General features: G+C 36.0%; 25 protein-coding genes, 3 riboswitches and 1 other annotated feature. Of the genes, 21 read left to right on the top strand and 4 right to left on the bottom strand.

What is annotated here, in order from left to right; genetic code table 11:
• Position 1 precedes the first annotated feature (1 nt).
• The 4 genes from hisE (at position 2) to EUC40_RS18885 (ending at position 2,708) form a co-directional block, all read left to right on the top strand.
• Positions 2–325 carry a phosphoribosyl-ATP diphosphatase gene (hisE, locus tag EUC40_RS18900; protein WP_071709844.1) on the top strand — a complete coding sequence of 108 codons (324 nt, stop codon included), beginning with the start codon at positions 2–4 and terminating at the stop codon, positions 323–325.
• Positions 326–337: 12 nt separating this feature from the next.
• Positions 338–1,357, top strand: coding sequence for a histidinol phosphate phosphatase domain-containing protein (locus EUC40_RS18895; protein ID WP_156576269.1), 1,020 nt, complete (start codon positions 338–340; stop codon positions 1,355–1,357).
• A gap of 67 nt (positions 1,358–1,424) precedes the next feature.
• On the top strand, positions 1,425–1,592 hold the full coding sequence (locus EUC40_RS18890; RefSeq protein WP_098663049.1) for a DUF4025 domain-containing protein: 168 nt from the start codon (positions 1,425–1,427) through the stop codon (positions 1,590–1,592).
• Positions 1,593–1,736: 144 nt separating this feature from the next.
• Positions 1,737–2,708, top strand: a complete 972-nt coding sequence (locus tag EUC40_RS18885) for an NAD(P)-dependent oxidoreductase (protein WP_071709841.1) — start codon at positions 1,737–1,739, stop codon at positions 2,706–2,708.
• Positions 2,709–2,780: 72 nt separating this feature from the next.
• Here the strand turns inward: EUC40_RS18885 and pssA are convergent, their stop codons facing one another.
• Together pssA and EUC40_RS18875 are read right to left on the bottom strand one after the other, a co-directional pair.
• Entirely contained in the window at positions 2,781–3,482 is a 702-nt protein-coding gene (gene pssA / locus EUC40_RS18880; RefSeq protein WP_000285417.1) for a CDP-diacylglycerol--serine O-phosphatidyltransferase, read from the bottom strand.
• Positions 3,483–3,664: 182 nt separating this feature from the next.
• Complete coding sequence (locus EUC40_RS18875; RefSeq protein WP_071709840.1) at positions 3,665–5,551, bottom strand: LTA synthase family protein; 1,887 nt, start codon at positions 5,549–5,551, stop codon at positions 3,665–3,667.
• 254 nt (positions 5,552–5,805) lie between these two features.
• Here EUC40_RS18875 and EUC40_RS18870 point away from each other — a divergent pair, with 254 nt between their 5' ends.
• From EUC40_RS18870 to EUC40_RS18815, 12 genes are all read left to right on the top strand, one after another.
• Positions 5,806–6,201: a DUF3888 domain-containing protein gene (locus EUC40_RS18870; protein ID WP_001228818.1), complete on the top strand. Its 396-nt coding sequence runs from the start codon at positions 5,806–5,808 to the stop codon at positions 6,199–6,201.
• Between the two features lie 89 nt (positions 6,202–6,290).
• Positions 6,291–6,472, top strand: a riboswitch (Lysine riboswitch).
• Positions 6,473–6,652: 180 nt separating this feature from the next.
• Positions 6,653–7,969 (top strand): diaminopimelate decarboxylase, encoded by a 1,317-nt coding sequence (lysA, locus tag EUC40_RS18865; protein WP_156576268.1) that lies wholly within the window; start codon positions 6,653–6,655, stop codon positions 7,967–7,969.
• A gap of 116 nt (positions 7,970–8,085) precedes the next feature.
• A riboswitch (SAM riboswitch) is annotated at positions 8,086–8,194 on the top strand.
• Between the two features lie 72 nt (positions 8,195–8,266).
• Positions 8,267–8,410 (top strand): YezD family protein, encoded by a 144-nt coding sequence (locus tag EUC40_RS18860; RefSeq protein WP_000116159.1) that lies wholly within the window; start codon positions 8,267–8,269, stop codon positions 8,408–8,410.
• Between the two features lie 86 nt (positions 8,411–8,496).
• Complete coding sequence (locus EUC40_RS18855) at positions 8,497–9,198, top strand: phosphoadenylyl-sulfate reductase (protein WP_156576267.1); 702 nt, start codon at positions 8,497–8,499, stop codon at positions 9,196–9,198.
• A 38-nt stretch (positions 9,199–9,236) separates the two neighbouring features.
• On the top strand, positions 9,237–10,373 hold the full coding sequence (sat, locus tag EUC40_RS18850; protein ID WP_156576266.1) for a sulfate adenylyltransferase: 1,137 nt from the start codon (positions 9,237–9,239) through the stop codon (positions 10,371–10,373).
• A 12-nt stretch (positions 10,374–10,385) separates the two neighbouring features.
• The gene (gene cysC / locus EUC40_RS18845; protein ID WP_001095373.1) at positions 10,386–10,985 is read left to right on the top strand and encodes an adenylyl-sulfate kinase; all 600 of its coding nucleotides are present in this window, start codon (positions 10,386–10,388) and stop codon (positions 10,983–10,985) included.
• A 158-nt stretch (positions 10,986–11,143) separates the two neighbouring features.
• Complete coding sequence (locus EUC40_RS18840) at positions 11,144–12,766, top strand: nitrite/sulfite reductase (RefSeq protein ID WP_151625682.1); 1,623 nt, start codon at positions 11,144–11,146, stop codon at positions 12,764–12,766.
• A 10-nt stretch (positions 12,767–12,776) separates the two neighbouring features.
• On the top strand, positions 12,777–12,977 hold the full coding sequence (locus EUC40_RS18835; RefSeq protein ID WP_071709835.1) for a DUF3906 family protein: 201 nt from the start codon (positions 12,777–12,779) through the stop codon (positions 12,975–12,977).
• A gap of 86 nt (positions 12,978–13,063) precedes the next feature.
• Complete coding sequence (cobA, locus tag EUC40_RS18830; protein WP_071709834.1) at positions 13,064–13,840, top strand: uroporphyrinogen-III C-methyltransferase; 777 nt, start codon at positions 13,064–13,066, stop codon at positions 13,838–13,840.
• A gap of 1 nt (position 13,841) precedes the next feature.
• Positions 13,842–14,594: a sirohydrochlorin chelatase gene (locus EUC40_RS18825; protein WP_151625684.1), complete on the top strand. Its 753-nt coding sequence runs from the start codon at positions 13,842–13,844 to the stop codon at positions 14,592–14,594.
• Positions 14,569–15,183 (top strand): NAD(P)-binding protein, encoded by a 615-nt coding sequence (locus EUC40_RS18820; protein ID WP_071709832.1) that lies wholly within the window; start codon positions 14,569–14,571, stop codon positions 15,181–15,183. The genes EUC40_RS18825 and EUC40_RS18820 overlap by 26 nt, the downstream gene beginning before the upstream one ends.
• Positions 15,184–15,247: 64 nt before the next feature.
• Positions 15,248–15,496 (top strand) — a binding site (T-box leader).
• 111 nt (positions 15,497–15,607) lie between these two features.
• Positions 15,608–16,963 (top strand): sodium-dependent transporter, encoded by a 1,356-nt coding sequence (locus tag EUC40_RS18815; protein WP_000665438.1) that lies wholly within the window; start codon positions 15,608–15,610, stop codon positions 16,961–16,963.
• Between the two features lie 26 nt (positions 16,964–16,989).
• Here EUC40_RS18815 and EUC40_RS27030 read toward each other — a convergent pair whose 3' ends face one another.
• A complete protein-coding gene (locus tag EUC40_RS27030) occupies positions 16,990–17,148 on the bottom strand; it encodes a hypothetical protein (RefSeq protein ID WP_001095992.1) in 159 nt (52 codons plus the stop codon).
• 98 nt (positions 17,149–17,246) lie between these two features.
• Entirely contained in the window at positions 17,247–18,512 is a 1,266-nt protein-coding gene (locus tag EUC40_RS18810) for a murein hydrolase activator EnvC family protein (protein WP_151625686.1), read from the bottom strand.
• Between the two features lie 493 nt (positions 18,513–19,005).
• Between EUC40_RS18810 and gltP the strand changes: the two genes are divergently transcribed.
• The 5 genes from gltP (at position 19,006) to EUC40_RS18785 (ending at position 23,760) form a co-directional block, all read left to right on the top strand.
• Positions 19,006–20,280: a glutamate/aspartate:proton symporter GltP gene (gene gltP, locus EUC40_RS18805; RefSeq protein WP_156576265.1), complete on the top strand. Its 1,275-nt coding sequence runs from the start codon at positions 19,006–19,008 to the stop codon at positions 20,278–20,280.
• A 68-nt stretch (positions 20,281–20,348) separates the two neighbouring features.
• On the top strand, positions 20,349–20,867 hold the full coding sequence (locus EUC40_RS18800; protein ID WP_156576264.1) for a ribonuclease FAU-1 family protein: 519 nt from the start codon (positions 20,349–20,351) through the stop codon (positions 20,865–20,867).
• Positions 20,868–20,987: 120 nt separating this feature from the next.
• Positions 20,988–21,093, top strand: a riboswitch (SAM riboswitch).
• 95 nt (positions 21,094–21,188) lie between these two features.
• Entirely contained in the window at positions 21,189–22,505 is a 1,317-nt protein-coding gene (locus tag EUC40_RS18795) for a Na+/H+ antiporter NhaC family protein (protein WP_156576263.1), read from the top strand.
• A gap of 188 nt (positions 22,506–22,693) precedes the next feature.
• Complete coding sequence (locus tag EUC40_RS18790; RefSeq protein WP_156576262.1) at positions 22,694–23,050, top strand: lmo0954 family membrane protein; 357 nt, start codon at positions 22,694–22,696, stop codon at positions 23,048–23,050.
• Positions 23,051–23,097: 47 nt separating this feature from the next.
• Positions 23,098–23,760, top strand: a complete 663-nt coding sequence (locus tag EUC40_RS18785) for a PspA/IM30 family protein (protein ID WP_000814149.1) — start codon at positions 23,098–23,100, stop codon at positions 23,758–23,760.
• Positions 23,761–23,780: the final 20 nt, after the last annotated feature.

Raw genomic sequence — 23,780 nt, 5'->3', positions numbered from 1 at the left:
TATGGAAAATGTCTTTAAGTTATTATTTGAAACAATTGAAGAACGAAAGGAAAATCCATTGCCTGAATCATATACAAATTATTTATTTTCAAAAGGAGAAGATAAAATTTTAAAGAAAATTGGTGAGGAGTGTGCGGAAGTAATCGTCGCATCTAAAAATAATGATAAAGATGAACTCGTAAAAGAAATGGTTGATGTGTTTTATCACTGCTTCGTGCTATTAGCTGAAAAAAACATTACATTGGAAGATATCATGCAAGAAGTGAAAGAACGAAATGGAAAGCTTTCGAGGGTAGGGGATCGAAAAGAAATAGATACATTATAAGGGGGAATACATATGAAAGTGGACTATCATCTTCACTTAGAAGAAGGGCCATATTCAATAGGGTGGCTTGCTAAAATAAATGAAGCAATGGAATATTATGAACCGCTTCAAGAAAAAAGACATTCTATCAATTGGCTTATGAAAACACAAGAGCGTTTGCAAAGACGTGTGAAGGAAGGACCATTTACAGCAAAATGGATTGATTTATATTTAGAAGAAGCGTTGCGAAAAGGTATAAAAGAAGTCGGGATTGTTGATCATTTATATCGTTTTCATGAGGCGAAAGGATATTATGAAAAATATGTAGATATTAGTGATTCAAAGCTTGGTCGTTTACAAAAGGAATGGTTAGACCAAGTAAGAGTCGTTTCACTATATGATTTTACAAAGGCGATTGAAGAAGCGAAAGAACGTTGGAGTAAAAAAGGCGTCACACTTAAACTTGGAATTGAGGCGGATTATTTTATTGGTTGTGAAGAAGAGCTGAAAAACTTATTAGTGCTAGGAGACTTTGATTATGTAATTGGTTCTGTTCATTTTTTAAACGGCTGGGGTTTCGATAATCCAGATACGAAGGCGTATTTTGAGGAACATGATTTACATGCATTATATGATACGTTTTTCAAAACTGTCGAGCGTGCGGTTCGTTCTGAGCTATTTGATATTATAGCTCATCTAGATAATATAAAAGTATTTAATTACAGGTTGGATGAGAATGAGCAGCTTTCTTATTATAAGGAAATTGCTCGTGCGTTAGTAGACACAAATATTGCAACAGAAATAAATGCAGGATTGTACTATCGCTATCCTGTCCGTGAAATGTGTCCAAGTCCGCTCTATCTACAAGTGTTAGCTAAATATGGAGTTCCTATTACGATTTCTTCGGATGCACATTATCCGAATGATTTAGGGAAATATGTAAAAGAAAATGTGCAAACATTACGAACACATGGCATCTCTCATATCGCAACATTTACGAAACGAGTCAGAGCAATGAAATTAATTGAAGAAGAAGTAACAATTTCAAAATGATCACGATTTTTTGATGAAAACATCCCTTTTTGTTCAAAATAAGAAAGAATAAAAAGGAGGGTAAGAAATGCCGAAACAACAAAATCAACAAAATGTACAAGGCGCACAGCAACAAGCTTATACTTCTGAAACGAATGCTACATCTCAATCGGTTATTGAGGAGCAAATTAGCGATACAGTTGCAGAAGGAACAATTGATGTGAAGCTTGGAAAAGAATCACAAGAAAAAGCGTAAAAAGAGGGGAGACTTGCATCTCCTCTTTTTTCATGGAAAAGTGTCGATTTTCAAAACTATAATCAAATTCCTTGGTTTTTATATACGGATTTCTTACAATGAAAGATAAGAGATATCTTATTTTCTATAGAAGAGGTGTTAGTAGTGGCAAAAATATTAGTAGCAGGGAAAATTCCAGAAATCGGATTAGAACTATTAAAAGATCACGATGTAGAAATGTATGATAAAGAGGAGTTAATTTCTTTAGATGAATTAACAGAGCGTGTACAAGATAAAGATGCATTGTTAAGTTTACTTTCTACAAAGGTACCGAAAGAAGTTATTGATGCAGCACCTCATTTAAAGATTGTTGCAAACTATGGTGCTGGTTATGACAATATTGATTATACGTATGCAGGCGAAAAAGGAATTGTAGTATCGAATACACCGAAAGTATCAACGGAAGCGACAGCAGAATTAACATTTGCACTTCTTTTAGCAGCTGCACGTAGAATTCCTGAAGGGGATACGTTATGTCGTACGACTGGATTTAACGGATGGGCACCTTTATTTTTCTTAGGCCGAGAAGTACATGGTAAAACAATTGGAATTATTGGTCTTGGAGAAATCGGGAAGGCAGTTGCAAAGCGTGCGAAAGCGTTTGGAATGAATATTTTATATACAGGGCCTAATCGTAAGCTTGAAGCTGAGAACGAACTAGGAGCAACGTATGTAACGTTGGAAGAATTATTACAAACAGCAGACTTTATTACAATTAACTGTGCGTATAATCCGAAATTGCATCATATGATTGATGAAGAACAGTTTAAAATGATGAAGAAAACAGCGTATATTGTAAATGCTTCACGTGGACCAATTATGCATGAAGCGGCACTTGCTCATGCATTAAAAACGAATGAAATTGAAGGGGCAGCTCTTGATGTGTTTGAGTTTGAACCGAAAATTACAGAAGAGCTAAAAGGATTAAAGAATGTTGTGCTTGCTCCTCATGTAGGAAATGCAACATTTGAAACGCGTGACGCGATGGCTGAAATGGCTGTAAGAAATATTTTGGCTGTGTTGAACGGGGAAGAAGCAGTGACACCTGTAAATCAAAAAGTATTCGTTACAAAATAAAGTGAAATGCTAATCAGAGGCATATCGCCTAGAAAAATAAAAAGAAACCTTCCGGATGTGGAAGGTTTCTTTTTATTTTTCTTTATTTGCTTTTTTTGACGGTCTTTGTCTAATGAATTGAGATAACATGTACAAAATGTATAGTGGGATGGCAATGAATAGGAAAACAGAAAAATTACCAAACCCTGTTTGATACATTGTGATAATGATTCCAACTAAAAATAGTGTAATAATGATGCTATATCGTGGAATTGGTACATCTTTTAAACTTGGGATACGAATGCGGCTTACCATTAAAAATGCGAACGTTACAAATACTGTAATTAGAACGATTTTTGGAATGGTATGTGAAAATAAGGTTAAGAAAGCGACAAGCCCTCCCGCTGCTGTAATCGGAACTCCAGTGAAATATTTCATTGAAGTAGAAGATGGTGTTACATTAAATCGTGCTAAGCGATATGCTCCGAAAAGAGGGAATAGTCCCGCTATGTATAGTCCGATGATTCCATAGTTGGAGAATGATGTGTAATACATTAAAACAGCAGGTGCTGCACCAAATGTTACTACATCCGCAAGCGAGTCAAGCTCTTTCCCCATTTGTGAATCCACACGTAATAAACGAGCAACACGACCATCAAGACTATCTAACATCATCCCGATAAGTACTAAAATAGCAGCTGATTTATAATATCCTAAAGATGCATAGCCGATTGATAAGAATCCGCTATATAAATTTCCGAGCGTAAATAAGTTTGGAATAGCTGCTCTATACAAAATCTGATCCCTTGCTTTCTGTAATGAATTCTTAATTAGTTTATGAAAGTTTACTCATTTTATCATACCATAAATTTATTCCTCATACGAAAAAAATTCCCAATTTGTGAAAGATTTCGTAGAAGAATAATTCGAAAAATAAGTAAAAAAAGGAAGCAACTTCTATAAAGTTGCTTCCTGAACTATTCAAATTTCGTTGTCATCGTTCCAGTGTTAAATCGATTGTTAGGATCGAAACGTAATAAATCTCCATAAATCAGTTTATCGGAAAGTTTTAATTCTGTTTTTGCTTTTTCAATATACGGCTGACATAGTGTTAAATCGGTTTCTGCCCCCGTATTTCGTTTGTAGCACATGTTTTTTGTGTAAACATACTCTTCCGAAACAAAGCTACCGTCCCGCATGATCATAAGAGGGTCTTTCTCTTTAATGAATAAATCAGTTCCAAATTCTACGGATTTATTTGTTTTAATACCAAGTAAATGAAGAAGAGTTGGTTTAATATCAATTTGACCAGATACTTTAGAAATGACTTTTCCTTCTTGACCAGGCACATGAATAATGAGAGGGACGCGTTGTAATTGCATAGAATCAAACGGTGTAATAGCGTCTTTCCCAAGGAACTGAGCCATAGCTGCGTTATGGTTTTCAGAAATACCGTAATGATCACCATAAATGACAATAACGGAATTGTCGTACAGTCCTTCTGCTTTTAATTGATTAATAAATAATTTAAGAGCTTCATCCGTGTAACGAACGGTTGGGAAGTAGCGGTTTAAAACGCCACTTTCTGAATTAAACTCATCAACATATTGATCCTCTGGATTTAGAAGAAACGGAAAATGGTTTGTTAAAGTAATGAATTTTGTATAGAACGGCTCTGGTAAAGATTTTAGCTTTGGAATAGATTGCTCAAAGAACTCTTTATCTTTTAATCCCCACCCGACAGACATTTGTTCTGTACCTACGTAATCATTTAAATTAAAGTAACGATCATATCCAAGTGCAGGATACATTACATCACGATTCCAAAACGCTTTATCGTTTGAATGGAAGACAGCAGAAGAATATCCGTATTTCTTTAATTGTTCTGGTGTAGCTGTATATTCATTTGTTGCGTGAGTAAAGAATACAGAACCGCGGTCTAACGGATAAAGTGAATTTTCGACGATAAATTCAGCATCAGAAGTTTTACCTTGTCCTGTTTGATGATAAAAGTTATCGAAATAAAAACTATCTTTAATAAATTCGTTTAAAAATGGAGTAATTTCTTTTCCATTTATTTTTTTATTAATAACAAAACTTTGTGTAGATTCCATTGAAATCAAAATCACATTTTTACCTTTTGCAGCTCCAAATAAGTTCTTATCAACTTGCTTCTCTTTTGAGTCCGTATAGTTTTTAATTTCAGAGAACCCGTCCCCACTTGCAAATACACGTTCAGCTGAAGATTTTGATTGAAGTGTAATATCGAATAGATGATATGTGTATAAACCTAAATTTTTCACGACAGTTTGACGGTCAAATGAGCGTGAGAACATTTGTGGTTTATAAATAACGGAAACAACAATTTGTAGTGCTAATAGAGCTGTTACACCGCTAAAGAAAGTACGCTTTTCAGAGCGAGAAAGCGGCGTCTTGTCACAAAATGCTGGGAATTTACGTGAAAGAAACATTAAAATAATCGCATCTGCAAATAAAAGTAATGTTTTATACGTAAAGAGTTCTTTTATACTCGTCCCTAAATCAGCCATATTATTTGTTTGAAATAACACTGGGAACGTAACGAAATCGTTATAAAACCCATAAAACATTGCATTTCCAAATAAAATGAATGATAGTATAAAACTAATTCCAACTATAATGCGGTTTCGGTGTTTGGATGCAAATAAAGCAAAACCGAAAAATAAAAGTAACGCAGCTAGTGGATTAATAAAAAGCATAAACTCTTCAAAGAAATTATCAATTTTAATATCGAATGCTAGCTTGTACACAATATATGTTTTTATCCATAATAAAACGACTGCAATAAGTGCAAATCGCAGTTTTGGAAACAGACGTTGTAGCATAATATACTCCTCTCCTAAAAAGCATGACAGTTCTTGTGGGCCTATTTGATTAGCGCCTCATTTTATATATACGAACAGTCCTTTGTTATTATGATTATTATACTATGAGTATCATTATACGAAAATAAAAGAGAGTTGTGGACTTTTTTATAATAATTGAGTAGAAAAAGAGCGATGGGAGACAATAAAATGGAATTTCTTTGTATGATAATGATCGTGCGCAGAAAGAATCACGTAATAATACGGAGGTTATAATGCGAAAATTATTATATTTTATTGCATGCAGTAGTTGTATACTTTTTGCTTCACCGAGTGTTTCTGTAGCCCAATATGATGCACCCCTTATGGAAGATGCACTTTATTCTGTTTTATTTCCAAAAATAAATAAAGCAATTGAAAAACAATATGGGAGTTTGAAGCCTTATCAATGTCCTAAAATTATTAGTTTAAAAAAAGTGTATAGTGGTACATATTTATTTCAAGCGGTTATTGAAGTGACGAAGTATGAACACGTTGGTGGGAAAATTGTGCCGCCATTTGAAAAAGTAACGATCACATTTAATAACGAAGAAGGCGAATGGGAAGTGACAAAGATCATGATAAAGCGCTTACCAAATGATACAAAACTAAACTGTAAAAAAACAATATAAAAAATTGTTTGACAAATAAAATGGTCCTTTGGTATTGTTAATAGCAACAATTAGATGTTTGAAAATTAAATAGACTTACCTCATCTACTCTCAAAGGTAGAGGCCGCGATAGGAAAGAGTAAGCTATGGGAGATTTAATGGAATCTGTGATCATAGGTTGAAAGGGACTATTGCCGAAATATAAGAATAACCATCTTATTCATATATTGGGACTGCATTGAATAAATGTAGTACTGTCATAAGATTTATTTTATGGAGAGCTATTTGGAGATGTTGATGCGGTTTCTTATTTTGAGGAGATAACAACTCGTTTATTTTTTCAATATATATTTTTCCTAATAAGAAACGCGTGTGAACATTGTTCCGCGCGTTTTTTGTCTATCTAAAAGCGTGCTGCAATGAATAGAAGATTGGGGTTATGAGTTTTAGAGGAAATAAGGGAGGAATTCAAATGTATTTACACGGCACGAGCCGAATCAATGGGCAAGGACACTTAGAAATTGGAGGGTGCGATACGACGCAGCTAGCAAAACAATACGGAACACCACTTTATGTATACGATGAAGAGTCAATTCGAGGGAAGTGCCGCGCGTTTCATCGTGCTTTTAAAGAAAGTGGTTTCTCTTATCAAGTAGCGTATGCAAGCAAGGCGTTCTTGTGCATGGAGATGTGCCGAGTAGCTCGTGAAGAAAATATGTCGTTAGATGTTGTTTCTGGAGGGGAATTATATACTGCGCTTCAAGCAGGGTTTCCGGCATCGCGCATTCATTTTCACGGCAATAATAAAACAGAAGAAGAGATTGTGATGGCTCTTCAGGCGAATATTGGTTGTTTTGTAGTCGATAATTTTTTAGAATTAGAAATTTTGCATGATTTAGCAGTGCAACATGGGAAATTTGTGAACATATTAATTCGTGTAACGCCTGGAGTAGAGGCGCACACACATGAATATATTACAACAGGCCAAGAGGATTCAAAATTTGGATTTGGTGTTTCAAATGGTCAAGCGATGCAGGCAATTGAGCTTGCTTTACAAAAATCAAATTATAATGTGCTAGGTATTCATTCCCATATCGGATCACAAATATTTGAAACAGCTGGTTTTGTTCGAGCAATTGAAGTTCTTCGCCAATTTTTAGTAGAAGTGAGAGAGCAAACAAACTATGTAGTAAAGGTGTTAAATGTAGGCGGAGGGTTCGGAATACGCTACACAGATTCGGATACGCCATTAACACTTGAGACATATGTGCGAGCTGTAACGAGTGCAGTGAGAGAACAATTTACAGTATGTAACTATCCATTGCCAGAAATTTGGGTTGAACCAGGTCGTAGTATTGTAGGTGATGCTGGAACGACAATTTATACAGTCGGATCGGTGAAAGATATTCCTGGCATAAGAAAATATGTTTCGGTAGATGGTGGAATGACGGATAATTTAAGACCTGCCTTATATAACGCTCGTTATGAAGCAATGTTAGCGAATCGAGGGAATGATGCGAATGAGGAACTCGTTTCGATTGCTGGGAAATGTTGTGAGAGTGGAGATATGCTGATTTGGGATATTCATTTACCAAAAGTCGCTTCTTCCGATTTACTAGCAATTTCTTGTACAGGAGCATATGGCTATTCGATGGCGAATAATTATAATCGAATTCGGAGACCAGCTGTCGTCTTTGCGAAAGGTGGAACATCGCAAATTGTAGTGGAACGCGAAACATATGAAAATATTATTGGGAACGATCGCATACGTATTAAAGAACTTGTTTAAATAGAGAAAAGGAGTTGTTCGGATGGGCAATTCCTTTTTTGTAAAATAAAATAATTAAAATATATCGGAAAACTAGGATTGAAAAAAATCAGAATTGTGATAAAATACAAATACAAAGCTTATCAAGAGAAGCGGAGGGAACTGGCCCGAAGAAGCTCGGCAACCTGCTTATAGAAAGCAAGGTGCTAAATCCAGCAAAATGGAATCCATTTTGAAAGATAAGGTAAAATATATTACCGAACAGTCTTTTCGAAATGGGAAAGATTTTTTTTATGAATAAAAAGGGGGGCTGTTCGCGTGAGTGTACGGGAACATTTTGATGAAGTATCGGAGAAGATTCAAGCGATGCTTGCTGATATGAAATATGGTTCAATTACAATTGTTGTGCAAGATGGAAAAGTCATTCAGTTAGAGAAAAGTGAAAAAGTACGTTTAAAGTAAAAAGCGCTGACTAGAAAAACTAGAGGCGGTTTTAACCTATTGTATTAGGTTAAAACCGTCTTTTTGCTTTTACAGGGGGAAAAAACATGTTGACGTATGAAACGTGGGCTGAAAATGGTGTTTCATTTTCAGAAGAAGATGAAACAAAAGGCGCGCTATCTGTATTAAGTTGGGCTTATAAAGAATATAAAGAAGAAATCGTATACGCATGTAGCTTTGGAGTGGAAGGTATGGTACTACTGCATCTTATAAACCAAGTAAATCCATCTGCTAAAGTTGTATTTTTGGATACAAATGTTCATTTTCAAGAAACGTATGAATTAATTCAAAAAGTGCGGGAACGATTTCCTTCATTAAACATTATAGAAAAACAGCCAGAACTTACACTTGATGAACAAGCAAAGTTGCATGGTGACAGGCTATGGGAAAGCAATCCGAATCTTTGTTGTAAAATTAGGAAAATTTTACCTTTAGAAAAAGCGTTAGCAAATGAAAAGGCGTGGATATCAGGTTTAAGAAGGGAACAATCAGAAACTCGCAAACATACAAACTTTATAAATCAAGATCGTCGTTTTCAATCTATTAAGATTTGTCCACTTATTCATTGGACATGGAAAGAAGTGTGGCGATATGTATACAAACATAGTTTGCCGTATAACCCATTACATGATGTTGGCTATCCAAGTATTGGGTGTGAGAAGTGTACGTTACCTGTAGATGGTGGCGATTCAAGAGATGGTAGATGGGCTGGAAAACTGAAAACAGAATGTGGTCTTCATGATCAATAAGATGAATTGAAAAATAAAGCTAAGAGAGGATATAGAAAATGAGTACAAGAAACGAATTAGTAAACCGTATAGATGAGACATACGACGTATCACAAATTGAAAAAGAAATTAAATTAGACAACGTTGCGTTAAGTGATTTAGAGCTACTAGCGACAGGTGGATATAGCCCACTGACAGGTTTCTTAGGTAAGAATGATTATGATTCGGTCGTAGAAACTCTTCGTTTAGCAAATGGGAGCATATGGAGTATACCAATTACATTGCCGGTAACAGAAGGTGTAGCAGAGAGGCTGGAAGTTGGAGAGGAAGTAAAGCTTGTTAACGATGGGAAAATATATGGTGTCATTCAAATAGAAGATATTTTTGTACCAGATAAAGAAAAAGAAGCGTTACTTGTATATAAAACGACGGATGAGGCTCATCCAGGAGTGAAAAAATTATATGAACGACCAAACGTTTACGTTGGAGGAGCTATTATTCTTACAAAACGCTTTGAAAATAATCAATTTCCTTCTTATCATTTAGATCCAATTGAAACGCGAGAAGAATTTAAAAAGCGTGGTTGGAAAACAGTAGTTGGGTTTCAAACGAGAAACCCGGTACATCGCGCTCATGAATATATTCAAAAGTCTGCTCTTGAAATTGTAGATGGTCTCTTTTTGAATCCGCTTGTTGGGGAAACGAAATCAGATGATATTCCTGCTGATGTAAGGATGGAAAGCTATGAAGTATTACTTCAAAACTATTATCCGAAAAATCGTGTCTTTTTAGGTGTGTTTCCTGCGGCGATGCGTTACGCAGGGCCAAGAGAGGCGATATTTCATGCATTAGTAAGAAAGAATTTTGGATGTACCCACTTTATTGTAGGGCGTGATCATGCCGGGGTAGGAGATTATTATGGAACATATGAAGCGCAAGAGATTTTTACAAACTTTACAGTGGAAGAGTTAGGGATTACACCGCTATTTTTTGAACATAGCTTTTACTGCGGGAAATGTGAAGCAATGGCTTCAACGAAAACATGCCCGCACGGAAAAGAGGATCATGTCATTTTATCCGGTACGAAAGTAAGGGAGCTATTAAGAAACGGTGAGATTCCGCCAAGTACATTTAGTCGTAAAGAAGTAGTGGAAGTGCTAATTAAAGGTTTGAAAAAAGGTGTAGTAACAAAATAGGGAGAGAAAGAGATGAATACAAATATTACTTGGCATACAGCCTCTGTTTCAAAAGATGAGAGAAGAGTGAAAAGTGGTCATCATAGTTTTGTAATTTGGTTTACGGGTTTATCAGCTTCGGGTAAATCTACAGTAGCGAATGCGGTTGCTCGTAAACTATTTGAAAAGAATATCGGAAACTATGTGCTAGATGGGGATAATATACGCCACGGTTTAAATAATGATTTAGGGTTTTCTGAAAGTGATCGTACAGAGAATATTCGTCGTATCGGTGAAGTTTCTAAACTATTCGTAGATCAAGGAACGATTGTTCTTACAGCATTCATTTCACCATTTCGAGTAGACCGAAAACAAGTTAGAGATCTATTAGCGGCGGATGAATTTATTGAAGTGTTTGTGAAGTGTCCGATTGAAGAGTGTGAAAAACGTGATCCGAAAGGTCTTTATAAAAAGGCAAGAAAAGGTGATATTAAACAGTTTACTGGTGTTGATTCACCATATGAGGAGCCAGAACGAGCAGAATTAATTGTAGAAACACATAAGTATTCTATTGAAGAATGTGCAGAACAAATTGTGAAGTATTTACAAGAGCGTAGTTTTATCCCGCACTAACGGGCTGTAAAACACCTACCTCAAAATTCGGCTTGGGCAAAGAAGTTAGGTGGGAGCCCTGCCGTCTGTAAATGCCTGATTGGTTAAGGCTAATACTCAGTGGGAGATGAACACAATCCTCACTGATTAAAGATTCACTTTATATAGGGGGATTAAAAATGAGTTATGAAAAAGTATGGGCTAACAATGAAAAATTAAATCAGACTGAGAAGAATAAATTAGAAAAAGATGGATTGGAAATCTTTAATGACATTCCTTACTATGCGGAGAATGGATTCGAATCTATTCCGAAAGAAGAGTGGGACGCATTTAAATGGGCAGGATTGTATTTGCAGCGTCCGAAAGAAGCTGGATACTTTATGATGCGTGTAAATATTCCTTCTGGGATTATTACAAATGCGCAGGCAGAAGCGCTTGCTTCTATCGCTGAGGACTATGGACGTGATGTAATCGATATTACGACAAGACAGGCGATTCAGTTTCATTGGTTAGAGATTCAGCAAATTCCAGATATTTTTAAAAGGTTAGCGAGAGTTGGATTATCTTCAGCAGGGGCGTGTGGTGATATAACGCGTAATATTACAGGAAATCCACTTGCGGGAATTGATGCAAATGAACTGTTTGATACAACAGGTATTGTAAAAGAGGTATATGACTACTTTCAACATAATGAAGAGTTTTCTAACTTACCACGTAAATTTAAAATGTCCATTAGTTCTAACATTTATAATTCAGCAAATGCGGAGATTAACTGTGTGGCATTTACACCTGCTACGAAAGAAATAAATGGTGAGAAAAAAGTTGGTTTTCATATAAAAGTAGGCGGAGGATTATCAGCTCGTCCATATTTAGCGGAAGAATTAGATGTATTCGTTCTACCAGAAGAAGTGAAGGCGGTAGCAATTGCGATTGCTACTATATTCCGAGATTTTGGATATCGTGAAAAGCGTCATTTAGCACGCTTGAAATTTCTTGTTGCAGACTGGGGAGCGGAGAAATTTAAAGAGAAACTACTAGAGCATACAGGACCTTTACAAAGTAAAGGAGAAAGTGCATTAAAAGGATGGAATGCAGGTTATTTTTATGGTGTTCAAGATCAAAAACAAGAGGGACTAAAATATGTCGGCTTTAATGTGCCTGTAGGGCGTTTACATGCAGAAGAAATGTTTGAGATTGCAAGAATTGCAAAGCAATATGGTAACGGGCAAATTCGTACTTGTAACTCGCAAAACTTCATTATTCCGAATGTTCCGCCAGAGAATGTTGCAGGCTTATTAAGCGAACCATTATTTGAAGCAATTTCTGCAAATCCGAAATCATTTATTGGTCATGCGGTTTCATGTACAGGTATTGAATATTGTAATCTCGCATTAGTAGAAACGAAAGAAAGGTTACGCCAAATCGCTGAGTACTTAGATACACAAATTGCACTCGACGTTCCTGTTCGAATTCATATGGTAGGATGCCCGAATTCATGTGGTCAACGTCAAATTGCTGACATTGGATTACAAGGGGTGAAAATGAAAACGAAGGAAAAAGGAATTGTTGAGGCGTTTGAAATTTATGTCGGCGGAACGTTACTAGATGGCGGTGCTTATAATCAAAAGCTAAAAGGGAAAATAGACGGTGAAGATTTACCGGATGTGCTCGCATCATTTATAAGTTATTTCAAAAAAAACAAGTTACCAGCTGAAACATTTTATGATTTTGTTGAACGTATCGGCGTAGATACATTACAAATAGCGTTAAATAACGTGTTAGAGGAAGTTATAGCGTCTTAGGAGGGGCAATATGGACTTATACCGATTTGAAGCTGTATTAGCGAATAATATCGTTCCGATTGTTGTCGTTGCTCAAAGTGAAGAACAGGCATTTAAGCTTGCAGAGATTGAGCTTGAAAAACATTTTTTACCGTTACCGGAAATAAAGGAGATTTCCTTATTTGAAAAAAAGAAGATTCGAAAAAGCGCGGCCTTTGTTATTCATGAGTAAGGAACATTGAAATATGAAGTAATGAAAACTTCCATTCGTATATAAGGATGGAAGTTTCACTTTAATAGTAGAAATGAGGAGAGCTGATGGGAAAAGTATATATCGTTGGAGCGGGCCCTGGGGATCCAGATTTAATCACTGTGAAAGGATTGAAATGTATTGAGAAGGCAGATGTTATTTTATACGACCGTCTTGTGAATAAAGAGTTGCTTTCGTACGCAAAGCCTGAAGCGGATTTAATTTATTGCGGGAAGCTCCCGAATTATCACACGATGAAGCAAGAGACGATTCATACATTTCTTATTAAATACGCAAAAAAAGGAAAAATTGTAACGCGGTTAAAAGGGGGAGATCCGTTTGTATTTGGTAGAGGTGGAGAAGAAGCTGAAGCGCTAGCGAAGCAAGGGATACCATTTGAAATCGTCCCAGGTATTTCCTCTGGAATAGCTGCACCTGCTTATGCGGGGATTCCGGTGACCCATCGTGATGCAAGTGCAAGTTTTGCTATTGTGACAGGACACAGGAAAGAAGATGCTGAAGAGGAAGTAAAGTGGGAAAGTTTAGCGAAGGGTGTAGAGACTTTAGCAGTATATATGGGGGTTAGTAATTTGCCCTACATATGTGAACAACTTATGAAGCATGGGAAAGAAAAAAATACACCTGCTGCTATTATTGAGCGGGGAACGACGTCTATGCAGCGCACAGTTGTCGGGACGTTAGGAACAATTGTGGAGGTTGCGAGAAAAGAACAAATTCAAAATCCGAGCATGATTGTAATTGGAGAAGTTGTCCGTTTTAGAGAAAAGATTCATTGGTTTGAGAAACAAACGGAAAATGCCTATCAAGTAAGTGGAGTGTTGTAAAATGAAGGCTATTTTATATATATGTCATGGAAGTCGGTTGAGGGAAGCGAAAGAAGAGGCAATTCAATTTATTACGTCATGTATGAGCCGTATAGAGGCAACGATTCAAGAAGTTTGTTTTTTAGAGTTAGCGAATCCCTCTATTGAAGAAGGCTTTCGTACATGTGTGAAGCGTGGTGCGACAGAGATTATCGCTATTCCTGTATTTTTATTAGCGGCAGGTCATGTGAAAAATGATATTCCGTTTGAATTACAAAAGTTAAATGATCAATTTCCTCATATTAAAGTGACTTACGGTAATCCATTTGGTGTATCAAGAACACTTATAAAATCGGTATATAAAGGAAGCGGTATTGAAGAATATAAAAATAAAGTGACACTTTTACTTGTCGCAAGGGGCAGTAGCGATCCTGAAACTTTACAAGATATAAATCGGATCGCTGCTTTATTTCAAGCGGAGGGAAAAATTGATAAAGTAGAAGTTTGTTTTTTAGCGGCTGCAGAACCAAAATTTGAGGGGAAATTGAAGGAAGTTGTAGAACGAAAAGAAGAGCATATCATTGTGCTACCTTATTTGTTATTTACAGGATTACTTATGAAATATATTGAAAAAGAAGTGCGTCAATATGAATTGGAAGGAATAAAAATAAGCCCGTATTTAGGAAAGAATGAAGCGTTTAGAGAAATGTTAATCCAAAAAACGAAGGAAATATTGAGAGGAGATCAATATGTATCCACTTACAGTGCGAGTTGATAAGAAACGTGTTGTTGTCATTGGTGGAGGGAAAGTTGCGGGATTTAAAATTATTCCTTTACTAAAACAAGGTGCGGATATAGTTGTAGTAAGTCCGGAATTAGACGCAAATTTAGTGAAACTTGTGGAGGAGAAGAAAATTCGTTGGTATCAAAGAGAGTATGAAAAAAGTGATATTAAAGATGCTTTTTTAGTTGTCGCAGCGAGTAGTGATTCTATATTAAATGAACAAGTTGCTGAGGATAGCGCAGAGAATCAATTGGTAAATGTTATTACAAACCCAGAAAGTGGTAATGTTCATTTTCCGGCGGCAATTCATCGTGGGTTACTTAATATAGCGGTTTCTACTGGAGGAGCAAGTCCAAAGCTTGCGAAAAAAATTCGAGATGATATCGCAAATAAATATGATGAAACATACGAAATATATTTAGAGTTTCTATATGAAGTAAGAATCAAGTTAAAAGAGTTGCAGTTAGAAAAGAGAGAACGACATATATTGCTACAAGAAGTATTGAAATCAGTATATGTGCAAAGCGAGGAAAAAAGAGAAAGTTTTTTACGGAAATTAGAGGGGGAAGTTCTCCAATAACAAAAAATAAATTGCGCTTTACAAATATAAAAATATAATTTATAATCACAAGTAACTTCAATAGATGAAATCGATGAGCAAGAAGAGTATGTATATTTGATACGTTCAGAGAGCTGGGGTAAGGTGTGAGCCCGGTACGATAAAATATACAGAATGGGCTTGCGAGAGGTATGTTGAACATTGTAGTAGGCAACCCGGGTTCCGCCGTTAAAAGGATAGAGTATCGGAATTTTTCCTGTACTTGAACAAGTGGGATTTATCAATCCAATTGAGGTGGTACCACGGTATTTACATTACATATATCGTCCTCTACATGCATATTTGCGTGTAGGGGACTTTTTTATTTTCTAAAGGAGGTGTGCGAGTATGAAATGAAAGTGTATAATTGGTAAAAGTTTAAATATTCAGAAAAGGAGAATTTATGATGAAAGAAACACAGCAATGGACGTCGAAAATTGGCTTTGTACTCGCAGCAGCCGGAGCCGCAGTAGGTCTTGGTGCGATATGGAAATTTCCATATGTTGCAGGTAATGGTGGGGGAGGCGCATTCTTCCTTGTATTTTTACTATTAACTTTATTTATAGGTATGCCGCTTCTAATAGCAGAATTTGTTATTGGACGTAGCACTCAAAAAGAGGCAGTTACAGCGTATAAAGTATTGGTGCCAAATAGCAAGTTATATCCTTGGATTGGTCGTATGGGGGTTGTTACTTGTTTTAGTGTACTATCTTTTTATAGTGTTGTAGGTGGATGGATTTTACTGTACTTATACTATAGTGTTACAGGAAGCTTCTGGAATGGTGTTGTTGATTATGGAAAATTGTTTGGTGAAACAATTTCAAATCCAGTAAGCGCAATTGGAGCGCAATTTGTCTTTATGCTTTGTACTATTTTTGTTGTTAGTAAAGGTGTAGAAAAAGGTATAGAAAAGGCAAGTAAGTACATGATGCCGCTATTATTCATTTTATTTATTGCTATCATTATTCGTGCTTTAACACTGGATGGTGCTATGGCTGGGGTAGAGTTCTTCTTAAAACCAGATTTTTCAAAGCTTACAGCAGATACGATTTTATATGCGATGGGACAATCTTTCTTCTCATTAACGGTAGGTGCCTCAGTAATGGTAACGTATAGTTCGTATTTGAAGAAAGAGGAACATTTAGCGAAATCAGCAACATCTATTGTAAGTTTAACTGTATTTATTACAGTGCTTGCAGGATTAGCGATTTTCCCAGCGATTTTCGCATTAGGCGTTAAGCCGACAGAAGGACCAGGACTACTGTTTATCGTTCTTCCTGCTGTCTTTGCGAAAATACCATTTGGACAATTTTTCTTCATTATGTTTTTAGTGTTATTTTTCTTTGCAACTTTAACATCTGCGATTTCAATGCTTGAAATTGTTGTAGCATCTGTTGCGAAAGATAATGAGAAAAAGCGTCCGTCCGCATCATTATTAATTGGTATTCTTATTTTTGCGGTTGGAATTCCATCGGCATTATCATTTGGGATTATGAGTGATGTGAAAATATTTGGAAAAACATTCTTTGATTTCGTTGATTTTTCGGTAAGTAATGTGTTGCTGCCGTTAGGGGTACTAGCTATTTCGCTATTTGTACCCAATAAAATGAGTAAAGAGTTATTAATGAAAGAATTAGAAGTTACGGAAACGAAAGGGAAAACGCTATTTAACATTTGGTTCTTCTTACTTCGTTATATTATTCCAGTAACTGTAATAATTGTATTTTTAAATGCAATAGGTGTATTTAAAATGTTTGCATAAAAAAAGACGGGGATTCCCGTCTTTTTTTATGTTGATGATTGCAATAAACGATTATATGCTTTATAAGCTGTGACGACTGCGATGAATGAACCGATTAAAAACAACGCTGAGCCGCCAAATGTAAATAACCGGCCAATGTACGTTTCTCTAGCTTCTTCTATTTCTTGTTGTAATTGTGTATTCATATGAATCACCTCGTAAAATATAGGCATATAGTTATAGTCTATGTGGAATGCCTATATTGTGTGAAGTGTAAATAAAAAACTCGGTATGCACCGAGTTTTTATAATCCGATATAAGGAGATGGATCAACTGCATTTGTCTTACCGACATTCCATTCTCCGAGGTGAAGTTCAAAGTGTAAATGTTGTCCGTATGATTGGCCAGTATTCCCCATAAATCCAAGTTGAGTTCCTTGTTTTACAGTTTGTCCATTTGATACAGAACGGCTGCTCATATGAGCATATACTGTCGTATATGTTTTTCCGTTTATACGATGAGATAAGTATACAACGTTTCCGTAACTGGATGATAACTCTGAGCGAATAACAACACCATCTGCTGCAGCGATAATTGGAACGGTTCCTGAAGCAGCGATATCGATTCCTTTATGGTTATCTAAAGAACGTGCGCCGAACCCAGAAGTTTTTGATCCTGCTGCTGGTTTAATAAATCCACCGATGTTTGTATCGTGCGGTACCGGAGCAGCTTGAGCAGGTGTGGCAGCTGCTTGTTTGCGAGCTTCCTCCGCCTTGCGTGCCTCTTCAGCTTTACGAGCTTCCTCTGCACGTTTTTCTTCTTCAATTGCTTTTTGAACAGCTTGACGCTGATTTTCTAAAATACCCTTTGATTCTTCTAATCCTTCAATCTCTGAATCTACTTTTGCTACTTTCGTATGTAGATCGTTAATAAGCGTTTGTTGCTGTTGTTGGTTGTTTTGTAATTCTTGTTGCTTTTGTTCTAATTTTTGCTCGGATTCTTTTAGATGTTGCTCTTTTTTCTCAACAGCCTCTTTTTCAGTTGTCACAGCATTTTGATCAGTTGTTTGTTTTTTCACGATATCTGTATCGTTGTTTAAAATCAAACTTACGGAATACATATTATCAACAAGATCAGCAATGTTTGCAGAGTTTGTTAAGACCTCTGTAATAATACTTGTACGAGGTTTTTCTTGCATAGATTGTAGTCGTTGTTTAATAACTTCTTGACGTGTATCTATGTTTGTTTGTAATTGTTCTATATGTTTCTTTTTTTCAGCAATTATTTGTTGTGTTTTGCTAATTTCTTTCTTCGTATCGTTTAATTCAGCCTCGTTTTTATTAATAGATGTAGTTAATTCATCGATTTTTTTTTGTAATTCTTGAATTTCCTTTTCTATTTGGTCTTTCTCAGCTGATTTATTTTGTAAGTCACTTTGTTTGCCGTCTAATTCTGATTGTATGTTAGATAATTTATCTTGATTCGTTTCAGCGTATACAGGTGAAAGTAGCGGAGAGACCAAAATCGTTCCTGCTGCTAAAACACTAAACGCTGCAAATTTCTTTTTCATTGTTGTTTGGCTCCTTTCCCTATGAATGTTATATATCATTAGAGGGGGAGTGTCTATCGTTGTAATCATAATGTAAAGGAAATTTTATAAAAATGCTAAATTTTGTCGGAATTTAGCATCTTTTAATGATAATTGTCATGCTGGGTGCGTTTTTTTATTCGTGCAACAAGGATGTATTTTCTGGATTTATTTGTAAAATAAAGGGAAAAAATATTTGTTTTATATAGTAAAATAGTAGATAGGAATCCAATAAAACACTGATAAGGAATCGTTCTCATGTGAGGTTTTCTGACATGGGTTTTGTTTTTGTCAAGAAAATTATTTGCGTTCGGGCAAACTTATTTTGTTGTCAGATTTTAAATTTTGATTTATGATTTTTAACAGGGACAAAATGTAGTGAATTGTCGAATAATATGTAATACTCTTAATTTCAAGTTTTATAGAGATAGAATGAGAGATAGAGTGAAACATCGAAGAGGGGGTTACAACAAATATGAAAAGAATAGGACTTGCATGGCAAATATTAATAGGACTTGCGCTAGGTATTGCAGTTGGGGCGATTTTCTTTGGCAATCCGGCAGTGGTGAGTTACTTACAACCAATTGGTGATATTTTCATCCGATTAATTAAAATGATCGTTGTACCGATTGTTGTAGCAAGTATTGTTGTTGGGGTTGCTGGTGTTGGCGATGTTAAAAAATTAGGCCGACTAGGCGGAAAAACAATTATTTACTTTGAAATTATTACAACAATTGCAATTATTGTCGGTCTATTGATTGCGAATATTTTCCAACCAGGAAAAGGCGTAAATATGGAGCAGTTAACAAAGACAGATATTTCAAAATATACACATACGACAGAGCAAGTACAAAGTCATTCATTTGCAGATACATTTGTAAATATTGTTCCAACGAACATTATGAAGTCATTAGCTGACGGAGATATGCTTGCTATTATCTTCTTCTCTGTATTATTTGGTTTAGGTGTAGCGGCAATTGGTGAAAGAGGAAGACCAGTTCTTCAATTTTTCCAAGGTGTAGCTGATGCAATGTTTTACGTAACAAACCAAGTTATGAAATTTGCACCATTTGGTGTGTTTGCACTAATTGGAGTTACAGTTTCTACATTTGGTCTTTCTTCATTAATTCCATTAGGGAAATTATTAATTGTAGTATACGGAGCAATGATTTTCTTCGTTGTAGTCGTATTAGGACTTACGGCGAAAATATTTGGAATTAACATTTTCCAATTCTTTAAGATTTTAAAAGACGAACTGATCTTAGCATACTCTACAGCAAGTTCAGAAACAGTTTTACCGAAAATCATGGAGAAAATGGAAAAGTTCGGTTGTCCGAAAGCAATTACATCTTTCGTTATTCCGACAGGTTATTCATTTAACTTAGATGGATCAACTTTATATCAAGCAATTGCAGCTCTTTTCTTAGCGCAAATGTACGGTATTGATTTATCTATTACGCAACAAATTACATTATTACTTGTATTAATGGTTACATCAAAAGGTATCGCGGGTGTACCGGGCGTATCATTCGTTGTATTACTAGCAACACTTGGTACAGTAGGTATTCCAGCTGAAGGTTTAGCATTTATTGCAGGTATTGACCGTATTTTAGATATGGCTCGTACAGCAGTTAACGTTGTAGGTAACTCTTTAGCAGCTGTAGTTATGTCTAAGTGGGAAGGTCAATATGACGCTGAAAAAGGACAAGCTTATTTAAAAGAGATTTCTGAAAAGGGTCAAGCGGCTTAATTATAATATGAACAAGCCCTCACATAATATGTGGGGGCTTTTCTATATATAGAAGAGGAGCGGACGTAATGAAACGTAAATATGGGGATGGTTCTTCGTGGAAACGACTAATAGAGAAGGATTATATAGTGAAGCAAGTAGAAGAGGGTATGTTAGGAATACTGGACATACAGAAGGTGAGAGAACCGAGTTGTAAAGAATACGCAGGTAAAGAAATTTGTATTGCAGGGGATAAGTATACGTGGATTCAGTATTTCATAAATGGGAAGAACTTTGCCATAACAGCTATGCTAGATGATCAAAAAACATTAGTGCAATATTATATTGACGTAGCGAAAGAATATGAAATAGACGAGCGTGGTTTACCTTATTTTGATGATTTATATTTAGATGTAGTATTGTTACCGAATGGTGAGATCTATGTATTGGATGAAGACGAGTTAGAGGATGCTTATAAAATTGGTGATATTACAAAGGAAGAATATGAGTTAGCTTGGCATACAACAAAATGGATAATAGCAGCTATAAAAAATAATGAATTTTATTGGATTTCAATATTGGATGAAGAAATTGAAAAGTGGAAATGATTGCTGTATTCGCGTTTTTGTATAATTACCAAAAAAATCTATACAAAAAATAATTGACTTTTGTTTTGTAAGCGAGTAAAGTTAGGAAAGAAATTATTATTAAAAAATAAATACGAAACCTTCTTATAAAGAGAGGCGGAGGGACTGGCCCTACGATGCCTCGGCAGCGGACTCGATTTCAGAGTGCTGTGCCAAATCCAGCAAGCATGTGCTTGAAAGATGAGAAGAGTGTTTCTTATAGATGTATAAGACCTCTTCTCATTGGAAGAGGTCTTTTGTTATTCATTAGAAAAAAGGTTGAAACTAGGGAGAGATGGTACTTTGAAAGAAACGAGAGGAAATGGTGTAGCTTTATTACCGCTTGGGATATTTTTGGCGCTATTTATTGGTTCTGGAATTATTACAGGTGATTTCTATAAATTGCCGATACTTGTAGCGATTTCAATTGCTGTAGGAATCGCTTTAGCGATGAATCGTAAAGAAAGCTTTAATGTGAAAGTAGAGCGCTTTGCTAAAGGTGCAGGAAATCCAGATATTATGATTATGGTATTAATTTTTGTACTTGCAGGTGCGTTTTCTGAAACAGCTAAAGGAATGGGCGGAGTAGATTCAACTGTTAATTTAGCGTTATCTATTTTGCCACCAGGATTTATCGTAGCTGGAATTTTTATTATTGGGGCATTTATTTCATTAGCGATGGGAACTTCGATGGGAACCATTGCAGCGTTAGCACCAATTGCTGTAGGTATTAGTGGGCAAACTGATATCTCAATTGCACTTACGATGGCGACCGTTGTTGGCGGTGCGATGTTTGGTGATAATTTATCGTTTATTTCAGATACAACAATCGCAGCTGTTCGTTCACAAGGAACAGAAATGAAAGATAAGTTTAAGACGAACTTTTTAATTGTATTACCGGCTGCGATTATTACGATTGTACTATTAGTAATCATCACTTTAGGAAGCGATACGCAAGTTAAAGCTCATAGTTTTGACTGGATAAAGATTTTACCGTATGCAGGAGTACTTATTACAGCGTTACTTGGCTGGAATGTACTTATTGTGTTAACAGGTGGAACTGTACTATCTGGTGCTATCGGCCTTATAGATGGAAGTTACACGTTAGAGAGTTTCTTTAAAAGTGTAACGACAGGAATGGGCGGTATGATGGAGTTAGTATTACTTGCTATTTTAATTGGTGGTATGGTCGAACTGATTCAATATAATGGTGGTATTCAATATTTAATGAATCTTTTAACACGTAACATTCGCTCAAAAAAAGGTGCAGAGTTCGGTATTGCTGGCTTAGTGAGTATGACGAATATGTGTACAGCGAATAATACGATTTCTATTATCTTTACAGGGCCGCTTGCGAAAAACATTGCAGATCAATACGAAATTGATCCACGTAAATCAGCGAGTGTATTAGATCTCTTTTCTTGTTGTGTGCAAGGCTTAATTCCGTACGGTGCTCAAATGTTAACTGCGGCAGGATTTGCTGCGTTATCTCCGATTGAATTGTTACCATATGCATTTTATCCAATTTTAGTAGGGGTATGCGGGATTGTTTCGATTTTGATTGGATTTCCAAGATTTTCGAAAGTAGCTGAGAAAAAAGAGTATCATAAAACAGCTTAATTTAATATGAAAGTTACCGTTATGTATTGAAAACGCGCAGAGAATATTCTCTGCGCGTTTTTTTTTATGTAAAGGGCTGAATTCAACTCAGTCTTAAGTCTGAGTCAAAAACGGTTCTTAAGCTCGTTATGGAAAGATGAAAAAATAGTTAAGATAAGAGTATCAAATCGAAGGGAGGCAAGCACAAGATGAAACAATTTCTAGCGTTTATCGCGGCCGGTATTTTGGCTCTAATTGCTCTTGGTAGTCTTGCTGGTATTGTAGGATTCGCAATCGGAGCAGGAGTTGTGTACTGGAGCTACAAATCATTTGTGCGAGCACAATCATTTTTTGGAAAGTTAGCTTGGGGTATTGTCGGTTTAATCGGCTTGTCAATTGCCCTATCACATTCACCAGCATTAATCGGTATCGCTGCTTTAATAGTTTTATACTATGGATACCGTGAGTGGAAAAAAGAAAAAGATGTAGTTGTTGACGCTGCTCCAGAAAGTTCTAAACCATATAGCAACTTTGAAGATGAGTGGAACAAGTTAATGAAAAACTAAAACAATAAACCAAATCATAAATAAAGTAGAAGAGAGGAAGATTTATAATGAAACAATCTTTATTCGGACGTGTACGCGATGCAATTTTAGCTGATTTTCATAACGTGTTAGATGAGAAGGAAAGAAAAAATCCAATTGCTATGTTAAACCAATATTTACGCGATAGTGAGCGTGAAATAACAAAAATTGAGAAGTTAATTCAGCGTCATAAAACATTAAAATCTAACTTCGCTCGTGAGCTTGAGCAAGCACGCTATTTCGTTAATAAAAGATCAAAGCAAGCTGTTATTGCTCAAGAAGCAGGCGAATTACAATTGCACGAGCGTGCGTTAGAAGAGGTAGCTTATTATGAAGGGCAAGTAACTCGATTAGAAGAAATGTATGCAGGTGTTGTAGAGCAAATTGATGAATTAGAGCGCCGTCTTTCTGAAATGAAAAATAAATTAAAAGAAATGCACGCAAAGCGTATGGAACTAATGGCTCGTGAAAATATGGCACATGCAAATCGTCGTATGAATACAGCGATGCATAAAATGGATGAGAATAATCCGTTCTTACGATTTGAAGAAATTGAAGATCATATTCGCGACTTAGAAACTCGTATGAATGATGAGCATGAACGTGACACATTTGATATGAAAATTGCAAAGCTTGAGCGTGAAATGAAAGAAAAAAGTGAAGTGTCGTTAACGAAGGAAGTAACAAAATAATTGTAGTATATTATAAAACA

Origin of the sequence: Bacillus luti (genome assembly GCF_009739945.1) — a bacterium.
Taxonomy (GTDB): Bacteria; Bacillota; Bacilli; order Bacillales; family Bacillaceae_G; genus Bacillus_A; species Bacillus_A luti.
This window is presented reverse-complemented; position numbering and strand designations above follow the sequence as displayed.

Excerpts from the sequence above, each read along its gene's own strand:
- hisE (WP_071709844.1), top strand. The coding sequence starts at position 2 with ATGGAAAATGTCTTTAAGTTATTATTTGAAACAATTGAAGAACGAAAG.
- EUC40_RS18895 (WP_156576269.1), top strand. The coding sequence starts at position 338 with ATGAAAGTGGACTATCATCTTCACTTAGAAGAAGGGCCATATTCAATA.
- EUC40_RS18890 (WP_098663049.1), top strand. The coding sequence starts at position 1,425 with ATGCCGAAACAACAAAATCAACAAAATGTACAAGGCGCACAGCAACAA.
- EUC40_RS18875 (WP_071709840.1), bottom strand. The coding sequence starts at position 5,551 with ATGCTACAACGTCTGTTTCCAAAACTGCGATTTGCACTTATTGCAGTC.
- EUC40_RS18870 (WP_001228818.1), top strand. The coding sequence starts at position 5,806 with ATGCGAAAATTATTATATTTTATTGCATGCAGTAGTTGTATACTTTTT.
- lysA (WP_156576268.1), top strand. The coding sequence starts at position 6,653 with ATGTATTTACACGGCACGAGCCGAATCAATGGGCAAGGACACTTAGAA.
- EUC40_RS18855 (WP_156576267.1), top strand. The coding sequence starts at position 8,497 with ATGTTGACGTATGAAACGTGGGCTGAAAATGGTGTTTCATTTTCAGAA.
- sat (WP_156576266.1), top strand. The coding sequence starts at position 9,237 with ATGAGTACAAGAAACGAATTAGTAAACCGTATAGATGAGACATACGAC.
- cysC (WP_001095373.1), top strand. The coding sequence starts at position 10,386 with ATGAATACAAATATTACTTGGCATACAGCCTCTGTTTCAAAAGATGAG.
- EUC40_RS18840 (WP_151625682.1), top strand. The coding sequence starts at position 11,144 with ATGAGTTATGAAAAAGTATGGGCTAACAATGAAAAATTAAATCAGACT.
- EUC40_RS18835 (WP_071709835.1), top strand. The coding sequence starts at position 12,777 with ATGGACTTATACCGATTTGAAGCTGTATTAGCGAATAATATCGTTCCG.
- cobA (WP_071709834.1), top strand. The coding sequence starts at position 13,064 with ATGGGAAAAGTATATATCGTTGGAGCGGGCCCTGGGGATCCAGATTTA.
- EUC40_RS18825 (WP_151625684.1), top strand. The coding sequence starts at position 13,842 with ATGAAGGCTATTTTATATATATGTCATGGAAGTCGGTTGAGGGAAGCG.
- EUC40_RS18820 (WP_071709832.1), top strand. The coding sequence starts at position 14,569 with ATGTATCCACTTACAGTGCGAGTTGATAAGAAACGTGTTGTTGTCATT.
- EUC40_RS18815 (WP_000665438.1), top strand. The coding sequence starts at position 15,608 with ATGAAAGAAACACAGCAATGGACGTCGAAAATTGGCTTTGTACTCGCA.
- EUC40_RS27030 (WP_001095992.1), bottom strand. The coding sequence starts at position 17,148 with ATGAATACACAATTACAACAAGAAATAGAAGAAGCTAGAGAAACGTAC.
- EUC40_RS18810 (WP_151625686.1), bottom strand. The coding sequence starts at position 18,512 with ATGAAAAAGAAATTTGCAGCGTTTAGTGTTTTAGCAGCAGGAACGATT.
- gltP (WP_156576265.1), top strand. The coding sequence starts at position 19,006 with ATGAAAAGAATAGGACTTGCATGGCAAATATTAATAGGACTTGCGCTA.
- EUC40_RS18800 (WP_156576264.1), top strand. The coding sequence starts at position 20,349 with ATGAAACGTAAATATGGGGATGGTTCTTCGTGGAAACGACTAATAGAG.
- EUC40_RS18790 (WP_156576262.1), top strand. The coding sequence starts at position 22,694 with ATGAAACAATTTCTAGCGTTTATCGCGGCCGGTATTTTGGCTCTAATT.
- EUC40_RS18785 (WP_000814149.1), top strand. The coding sequence starts at position 23,098 with ATGAAACAATCTTTATTCGGACGTGTACGCGATGCAATTTTAGCTGAT.